Source organism: Protofrankia sp. Cr1, from assembly GCF_963555865.1.
In the GTDB taxonomy this organism is placed as follows: Bacteria; Actinomycetota; Actinomycetes; order Frankiales; family Frankiaceae; genus Protofrankia.
Map to the genome: position 1 here is coordinate 1 of NZ_CAUVXO010000316.1, position 5,876 is coordinate 5,876.

The following is a 5,876-nucleotide window of genomic DNA, read 5'->3' on the forward strand; positions in this document are numbered from 1 at the left end:
TCACCAGCGCCCAGCGCTGACACCGAACCTTCCCGCGCAGGCCAGGCACAGGGGCGCTGTTGCGTTCGACCTGCGCGGCGACGAGCTGGCGATACCCGAACGGGTGAGGACGTCGTTGCCGTGGCTGCCGCTCGCGACCGCGGCCCGGCTGCCGCGGGAGAAATCCTGGTGCCCGGCCCGCTGGGCCGACAACGGGATGGAGTTGACCGCCGCGCCGGTAGGAAGCGCGGACCGGGCTGTGCTGGTCGGTCGCCGGGGCGGGCCCCGGTTCCGGTCGTCCGAGGTGGACCGTCTCGGCCACCTGGCCGGAATCGCGGCCCGGGTCTGGATCCTCGATCGACACCTCACGGTTGACCAGGCGGCCAAGGGTCAGGCCTCGTCCAGCTCCGCCAGGATCTCGGCGTTGTGTTCGCCCAACCTCGGGGCCCCGCGCTGAACGCGGTAGTCGATCCCGGCGATCAGCGCCGGGAACCCGATATTCGTGTACGCCCCCGCCACCGGGTGCGTGGTCTCGACGAGCAACCCCCGCGCCTGTACGTGCGGATCGGTGAGCAGGTCGGTCGCGTCGCCGTAGGCGGGTCCCAGCGCGATGTCGTGCTCGACCGCGATGGCGACCCACTCCGCCAGCGGGCGGGACCGGAAGATCTCGGCCAACGAACGGCGCAGATCGTCCTGGCCGCCGGCGAAGTCGACCGGCTGGCCGTTGCCGCCACCGATCAGGTCGTCGCGCCCGATCGCCCGGCAGAAGTTGCGCCAGAACTTCGGCTCGATCGCGCAGAACAGCAGCACCTTGCCGTCGGCGCACGCGTAGAACTGGTACTTCGCGCTGGCCCCGGTCTCGTCGCTGGCCGGCAGCGAGCGGCGGTCGGTGATCCGATCGTTGTTCAGGCCGTACGTCGCGCCGACCCACGAGTTGGCGACGACCGCGTCCGAGGCGGCCACGTCGAGGTACGCGCCCTCACCGGTCCGGCCGTGCCGCACGAGGGCCGCGGCGATGGCGTAGGCGGCGTAGATCGCGCCGGTCGCCGTGCCGTCGTCGCCGCTGATCCCGCCCATGAACGGCACCGCGGTCGAGGGGCGCACGAAGCCGTCTTCGCCGAGCTCGTGCGGATAACCGCCGGCCAGCGCGTTCATCATCTGCCCGTGGGTGGGGATCGAGGCGTACGGCCCGCGGGCCCCGAAGCCGGAGTACTGGCAGTAGACGATCCCGGGCCGGCGGGCCTGCTGCTGGGCGTAGCCGATGCCGAGCCGGTCGAGGGCGTCGCCGGCGTTGCCGTCGACGAACACGTCGGCGGTGTCGAGCAGCCGCCAGAAGGTCTCGAGGCCGTCCTGGGCGCGGAGGTCCAACACGACGCTGCGCTTGTGCTTGTTGACCTCGAGGTGGGCCGGGCTGTGGTGCGGCACGACCTGGCCGAGGAAGTCGCGCAGGTAGTCGCCGACCGGCGGAGCCTCGACCTTGATGACGTCGGCCCCGAGGTCGCCGAGCAGACAGCCCAACCGGTCGCCGTTGAAGAGCATCGCGGACTCCAGCACTCGCACGCCGTCGAGCAGCCCTGGTTGGCTCATCTAACGCATCCCCCTGCTGTGTCCGGCTGTCGAGGGCATCGTGCCGATGACCTCGGCGGCCTCGAGCGCGGCATACTCCTGGTCGGTGACCCCGAGCAGGCCTTTCAGGATGTCGGCGTTGTCCTGGCCCAGCAACGGGGCTGAAGTCCGGTTGTAGACCGGCGGGCCGCTGGCGAGCCGGGCCGGATAGCCCTGCAGCAGCTGCCCACCGGTCACCGGGTGCAGCACGGTCTCGAAGAAGCCACGCTCCCGGATCGGGGTCAGCCCCGGCGACTCGTCCTGGCGCGCGACGACCGCCGCGGGAACCCCGGCCGCGACGAGCCGGTCGACCAGCTCGGTGCTGGCCTGCGTCGCCGCCCAGGCCGCGAGCCGCTCGTCGATCTGGTCGTGCGCGGCGTGCCGACCGGCGGCCGAGGAGAGCTCAGGCGCCTGGCTCCACTCGGGCCGGCCCAGCAGCTCGGTGAGGGCGCGCCACTGCTCGTCCGAGGCCACCGAGATCAGCACCCAACGGTCGAGCTCGCCGGTCGGGAGCGGGTCGGCGGTGCGGTAGGCGCCCTGCGGCGCCGCGTGCGGGCTGCGGTTGCCCTGGCGGGTGAGGAGGGTGCCGTACGCCGAGTGCTCGATCACCTGCTCGGCCGCCACGTTGAGCGCGCCGAAGATCATCGGGCTCTCGAGCAGCATCCCCTCGCCCGTACGACGACGATGCTCGAGCGCGAGCAGCAGCGCGAAGGTGCTGTGGCCGCCGGCGAGCGGGTCCATCGGGCCGTTCGGGATCTCCGGCGGCGCGCCCGGCCAGCCGGTCAGCCAGGCGAGGCCGGACGCCATCTCCATCGTCTGGGCGTAGCCGCCGCGGTCGCGCCAGGGCCCGGACAGTCCATACGCCGGGCAGCGCAGGAAGATGACGTCGTCGCGGACCTCACGCAGGGCGTCGTACGTCAGTCCCCAGTTGTCCATGACGCGCGGCGAGTAGTTCTCGATGACGACGTCGCAGTGCGCGACCAGCCGGCGGGCCAGGTCGCGGCCGGTCTCGGAGCCGAGGTCGAGTGTCAGGTCGCGCTTGTTGGTGTTGGGGCCGAACATCGCGCAGACGTTACCGATGATCGGCCCGGCCCAGTTCATCGTGAAGTCGGCGATCCGCAGGCCGGCGAACGGCAACGCGTCCTCCCCTGGGGTGACCCCGGCTACCGCCGGGTTCCGGACGGGCTCGGCGCGCAGCCGCTCGGTGTCGCGTCCCGGCGCCGGCGCGGGCGCGAACGGCCGCCGCTGCGCGCCGCCGCCGAGCGTGTACGACACGTCCGGCTGGACGAACCCGCCGGGGTTGGTCGTGTAAGCGTGCCGCGCCACGAAGTGGTCGATCTCGGGGAGGGTGTCGCCCCGCCCGACCTCGGCGGCCGGCACGCGCAGGGCGTCCGCCAGGTCGAGGATCTCGGCGGTGGTTTTCGTCGCCGCCCACTCGTCGATCACGCCGTTGAGCTCGGCCGCCCGCTTGCTGCGCATCGGCCCGCCGGCGATCGACGCGAAGGTCACCGGATACATGCAGAAGGTCAGGACCGCGGCCTCCAACTTGGAGACGTCGACCAGGTCCCCCGTCCCGCTCGTGAGTGACTTCCAGCGCGCCACCAGCCCGCCGATCCCGGCGAGCAGCCCGGCCGCCCACTCGGCGAGGTCGCCGCCCTCGATGACCGGCGGGTGGGCCGGGTTGCCGCGGGTCATCGGCGCGCCGGCGATGGCCTGGAAGACCGCGTCGGTCGCCGGCCGGTCCGCCCAGGACGAGCCGAGCCCCCAGGAGCTGATGGCGACGACGACCGCGTGCGGATAACGCGCGCGCAGGGCGACCGGGTCGGCGTCGGCGTCGGCGAAGACCAGGTCGGCGCCGCTGAGCAAGGCGTGGCCCAGCGGGTTATCGGGCGCCTGGGCGATCGCGCCGACGTCGAGGACCACCGACGACTTCGACGCGGCGAGGAACTGGAAGAGCGCGCCGTCGGCGCCCGCCGGGACGGGCTTGTCGCCGACCCGCCAGCCGCGCAGCCAGTCACCGGCCGGCAGCTCGACCTTGACCACGTCCGCGCCACCGTCGGCGAGCAGCTTGGTGGCGTACGCCCCGGAGATTCCCGAGGTGAGGTCGACGACCCGGACGCCCTCGAGCGGAGCGCTCACGCGCCGGCTCCGTTCCCGGTCGGCACGGTCAGCGGGAAATGGAAGAGCCGCTCGGCGTTGCTGTGCGTGATCGCGTCGACCTCGTGCCGCGGGACGTCGGCGAACAGCGACTTGCAGATCGCCTGGGTCCGCGGCCAGGTGGTGTCGGCGTGCGGGTAGTCGGTCTCGAACAGGATCCGGTCGTAGCCGTAGACCTCCCTGGTCGTCAGCCCCCAGGGCTCCTCGATCATGCAGAACCACATGTTGCGCTTGGCGACCTCGGACGGCGTCGCGCCCTCGAGGTGGCTCCAGTAGCCGTGCTTCTCCCACTGCGCGTCGGCCCGCTCGAGCGCCGCCGGGAGCCAGCCGATGCCGCCCTCGCTCCAGACGAACTTGATGTCCGGGAATGTGCGCGGAGCCGGCGAGCACATCAGGTTGAGTGAGTAGCGCGCCGTCTGCGAGAACGACGACGCGATCTCGACGATCGGGATCTGGTCACCCAGCAGCGTGGAGCTGCCTGCCGAGCCGACGTGCATGCAGATCGGGAGGTCGGCCTCCTGACAGACCGCGAGCAGCGGGTCCCAGGCCTCGGTGTGCCACCCGGGCATCCCGAGCTGCGACGGGTCCTCGACGAAGCACAGTGCCTTGGCGCCCTTGGCCAGCGTGCGCTCGACCTCCTTGGCCGCCAGCTCGACGTCCCACAGCGGCGCGATCGTCATCGGCACGAACAGCTCGGGCGCGGCGGCGCACCACTCGTCGAGGATGAAGTCGTTCCAGGCCTGGACGCAGGCCAGCGCCAGGTCCTTGTCCTCGAAGGTGACGAACTTGCGGCCGCCGAAGCCCGGCAGGGTCGGGAAGTTGACGCTGGCGAAGATGCCGTCGGCCCGCAGGTCCTTCGCTCGCTGTGTGGGGTCGTAGCAGCCCGGGATCATGTCCGCGAAACGGGCCGGCTCCATGCCCCACTCCTCGCGGGGCTTCCCGGCCACCGCGTTGAGGCCCATCGTGACCTGGCGCGTGCTCTCGTAGACCCACCACTCCCGGCCGTCCGCCTCCACGACGTGCGGCGCGGCCTCGCGATACTTGGCCGGTACCCGGGAGGACCAGACGTCGGCCGGCTCGATGATGTGGTCGTCGACGCTGAACACGTGGTACATGGCGCGGCTCCTCGCGGATCGGACGTGAACCAATCGGCAGTGACCTGGGTTACACCGTAAGGTAACCACCTTACGGGCCGACGGCAAGACCGGGAGCTGGCAATGACCACCGTGCGTCGAGGCTCGCCGCAGACGCGGGAACGACTGCTCGACACCGCGATCGAGCTGCTGGCCGAGCACGGGCTCGACGGGGTGTCCCTGGGCCGGATCGGGGTGGCCGCCGGCCAGAACAACAAGGACGTGATCGGCTACTACTTCGGCTCGCGCGACGACCTGCTCACCGCGATCGGCGAGCACATCGACCACACCCACCCGCGCCTGCACACGAGCAACACCGCGCTGCTCACCGTCCCGATCGATCCCGAGTCCGCTGCCCGGATCATGGTCGGCACGTTGAGCCCGCTGCTCGAGGAATCGCCGACGACGCTGCGATTCCTGGCGCGCGTCCTGGCCGACCCGCAGCGGAACCGCCAGCTCGCCGAGGGCGGCCTCGGTGGCAACTTCCGGGTGGTGAGCGCCGCGCTCGAAGCCCGGCTCGGGCCGCACGCCACGCTCGCCTACGTCTTCGCGTTCACGCTCACGATCCACGCCCTGGCCGACTACTCCCGCGAGCACGCGCCGGGCGAGGACCCGCCCGGCCGGCAGCTCTACGTCGAGGAGCTCACGCAGACGGTCACCGTCATCCTGGCCCGGATCGAGCCGGCTACGTCACCAGCGCCGGGCCGGTGACCGCCATCGCGCTGAACCGCCCCACCAGCCGGGCCAGGTCCGCGGCGTCAGCCGGGATGCCTGCGTCCTCGCCGCCCTCGGCGACGCCCCGGCTGCGCGCTCAGCCCTGCGGGTCGGCTGGAGCCTGCGCGTCGACCGGGGCGGGGTCGGCCGGGGAGCCCTCCCCGTCGGCGTCGGTGGTCTGCGCGCCCCGCCCGGCGAAATGGGAAACGGACTCACGCAACTGGGCCGGGCAGGACACGCCGTTCGGACAGCTTTACCGAGTGTCCTCTAAGAGCGCCCGGCAATAGG

General features: G+C 71.9%; 5 protein-coding genes and 1 pseudogene. 2 read left to right on the plus strand and 4 right to left on the minus strand.

All coding sequences use genetic code 11. From position 1 onward, the window contains the following. Positions 1–436, plus strand: a pseudogene (locus U9980_RS20090) (hypothetical protein); the annotation flags it as partial. On the opposite strand, the gene U9980_RS20095 reads toward U9980_RS20090, so the two are convergent. The 3 genes from U9980_RS20095 to U9980_RS20105 are packed head-to-tail and all read right to left on the minus strand — an operon-like array spanning position 370 to position 4,856. Then, the gene (locus tag U9980_RS20095; protein ID WP_322756222.1) at positions 370–1,566 is read right to left on the minus strand and encodes a CaiB/BaiF CoA transferase family protein; all 1,197 of its coding nucleotides are present in this window, start codon (positions 1,564–1,566) and stop codon (positions 370–372) included. The pseudogene U9980_RS20090 and the gene U9980_RS20095 sit on opposite strands and share 67 nt — an antisense overlap. Then, positions 1,567–3,723: a CaiB/BaiF CoA-transferase family protein gene (locus tag U9980_RS20100; RefSeq protein WP_322769332.1), complete on the minus strand. Its 2,157-nt coding sequence runs from the start codon at positions 3,721–3,723 to the stop codon at positions 1,567–1,569. Then, the gene (locus U9980_RS20105; protein ID WP_322769333.1) at positions 3,720–4,856 is read right to left on the minus strand and encodes an amidohydrolase family protein; all 1,137 of its coding nucleotides are present in this window, start codon (positions 4,854–4,856) and stop codon (positions 3,720–3,722) included. Before U9980_RS20105 ends, U9980_RS20100 begins: the two co-directional genes overlap by 4 nt. Before the next feature lie 102 nt (positions 4,857–4,958). Between U9980_RS20105 and U9980_RS20110 the strand changes: the two genes are divergently transcribed. Then, positions 4,959–5,585 (plus strand): TetR/AcrR family transcriptional regulator, encoded by a 627-nt coding sequence (locus U9980_RS20110; RefSeq protein ID WP_322750763.1) that lies wholly within the window; start codon positions 4,959–4,961, stop codon positions 5,583–5,585. A 100-nt stretch (positions 5,586–5,685) separates the two neighbouring features. Here U9980_RS20110 and U9980_RS20115 read toward each other — a convergent pair whose 3' ends face one another. Then, the gene (locus U9980_RS20115) at positions 5,686–5,826 is read right to left on the minus strand and encodes a hypothetical protein (RefSeq protein ID WP_322769334.1); all 141 of its coding nucleotides are present in this window, start codon (positions 5,824–5,826) and stop codon (positions 5,686–5,688) included. Between the last annotated feature and the right edge of the window lie 50 nt (positions 5,827–5,876).

Coding starts and splice junctions, on each gene's coding strand:
- U9980_RS20105 (WP_322769333.1), bottom strand. CDS start 4,856: ATGTACCACGTGTTCAGCGTCGACGACCACATCATCGAGCCGGCCGAC.
- U9980_RS20110 (WP_322750763.1), top strand. CDS start 4,959: ATGACCACCGTGCGTCGAGGCTCGCCGCAGACGCGGGAACGACTGCTC.
- U9980_RS20095 (WP_322756222.1), bottom strand. CDS start 1,566: ATGAGCCAACCAGGGCTGCTCGACGGCGTGCGAGTGCTGGAGTCCGCG.